The 585-nt window shown below is 54.2% G+C and carries 1 protein-coding gene; it reads right to left on the bottom strand.

The window, feature by feature from the left end:
• Positions 1-519: P2 family phage major capsid protein (locus AEAC466_RS43465; protein WP_023460305.1), on the bottom strand; the 519-nt coding region annotated here is incomplete at its 3' end.
• Positions 520-585: the final 66 nt, after the last annotated feature.

Genomic DNA, 585 nt, shown 5'->3' on the forward strand with positions numbered 1-585 from the left:
CTGCAACCAGCCCGGCGCAATGTCCTGCAGCAGCGGGAACTTGACGCGGTTGGAGGTTTTGGCGCGGTGCGTACCGTTAAAGCCGATCATGATGCGGTCGAGCGCCTGACGTTTCACAATCGCATCGCGTAAGCGGGTCTGGAAATCCTGATAACGCGCCCACAAGTCGAGAGTGTTGTAGCGGATGTGGAAATCGTAGTTCACCTGCTGGCAGAAATAGTCATCAGTGTCCAGCGTGGCAAAGTCGGCCGTTTCGCGCTCATCGCCGCCGGCGGTGTCGGTGGTGCTGGCGATGGAGCCGCTCACACCTAAACCGACTTTCTCTCCCTTCATTTCCTTAACCGGCAGGATATTAATACGGGTCAGGAACGTGGAGGAATCCTGTACGCGGGTCATGATGGTTTGCGTGACGGACGGCTCAACGCTGAATTTTTTATCCAGATCGCCGGTTGCTACGCCATTCAGTTCGGCGAGGCGAGACATAAACGCATTAAATTTAAAACGAGTTTGCTTGCGCATTTTTCTTCCTGTTTTTGTTCGGTTTTATCGGGTGTGACTGCCTTAGCAGTCGGTCAGCACGTCTTG

It is taken from the genome of Asticcacaulis sp. AC466, from assembly GCF_000495815.1.
Classification (GTDB): domain Bacteria; phylum Pseudomonadota; class Alphaproteobacteria; order Caulobacterales; family Caulobacteraceae; genus Asticcacaulis.